Genomic DNA, 1198 nt, shown 5'->3' with positions numbered 1-1198 from the left:
TACAGAGGTTGAAAGGCTGGCTTCTCGCGTTACGGCGGTTCGGGTTCGAGGATCAGTTCGGTCTGGGCGATGATGGCGTTGAGCAGGTCGGGCCGGTATTGCAGGCGCTTGAGATGGTGCTTGATGATGGCGGCGAGGTGGTCGATGCCGCCACGGACGGCCAGATTGGCCAGGTGGCCCTTGAGGTTGGCCCAGATGCCTTCGGCGGGGTTAAGTTCAGGGGCGTAGCTGGGGAGCTGGACGACCATCAGCCAGTCGTGTTCGTCGATGAACTGACGCATCCCGGCGCAGACGTGAGCGGGGAGGTTGTCCCATACGATCACGAGCGGGCCACCTAACTGCTGGTGAGCGGCCTCCAGCAGGCGTTTGAAGTCGCGGACGCCGAAGCCCTTGGGCTCGTTCTTGCGGCCGTGGAAGGTGATCGTCCGGTAGATGAGCCGGGTTCTGTGGCCGGGCTTGACGCAGACCAGGCCGGCCACCGAGACCCGGCCCGAGCGCTTGCCGGACACCGTCACGATGGGGGTCTGCCCGCGCCGCGCCCAGGTGCGCCCTTTCGGCGGGCAGAGGCTTTGCCCGGTTTCGTCGACGAAGCAGACCCAGGCGCCGCGCTCGGCGGCCTGCCTTTTATATACGGCCAGGTCTCCTTCACCCAGGTGGTGATGGCGGCCTCGTCGCGTTCGATGGCGCGGTGCGCGGGCACCTGTGGGCTCCAGCCGATGCGATGCAGCAGGTAGGACACCCCGCGCGGGGTGTAGTCGACGCGGAACAACTCCCTGATGACCGTAGTGACGCGGGACAGGGTCCAGCACTGATCCTCCCAGCCGTGGGCAGCGGGGCCCCGATCGAGCTCGGTCTCCAAGGTCTGGATCTGCTCATCGTCCAGGCGGCAGGTCGAGCCGCCCGGTCCCTTGGAGGCCAGGGCCTGCTTGCCGCCGCTTCGCCAGCTACGGTGCCAGGCGTTGGCCGAGCTGGGGGTGACCCGCAGCGCCCGGGCGACCTGTGGCGGGGTCATGCCCCGCTCGTACATGTCCGCCGCCTTGAAGCGGACCTGCTCGCGCTTGACGCGTGCCTTGGCGGACAAGCCGCCACCATCGGGGTACCGCACAGCAGAGTTTTACTGCCGAAACACGACGATGTAACTCACCCATAGCGCTATGTGTTCGTTCCATCGCCGATAGCTAGCCCTTCAAACTCTGTA

General features: G+C 66.2%; 1 protein-coding gene and 1 pseudogene. Both read right to left on the bottom strand.

Features of this window, described 5'->3' with window-relative positions:
* Positions 1–29 precede the first annotated feature (29 nt).
* The gene (locus tag ITP53_RS55390) at positions 30–809 is read right to left on the bottom strand and encodes an IS630 family transposase (RefSeq protein ID WP_456238124.1); all 780 of its coding nucleotides are present in this window, start codon (positions 807–809) and stop codon (positions 30–32) included.
* Positions 698–1012: pseudogene (locus ITP53_RS61790) on the bottom strand (helix-turn-helix domain-containing protein); the annotation flags it as partial. The pseudogene ITP53_RS61790 and the gene ITP53_RS55390, both read right to left, overlap by 112 nt.
* Positions 1013–1198: the final 186 nt, after the last annotated feature.

Origin of the sequence: Nonomuraea cypriaca (assembly GCF_015645445.1) — a bacterium.
GTDB lineage: Bacteria > Actinomycetota > Actinomycetes > Streptosporangiales > Streptosporangiaceae > Nonomuraea > Nonomuraea cypriaca.
The sequence above is the reverse complement of the archived record's forward strand: the minus strand, read 5'-3'. Positions and strand labels throughout refer to the sequence as shown.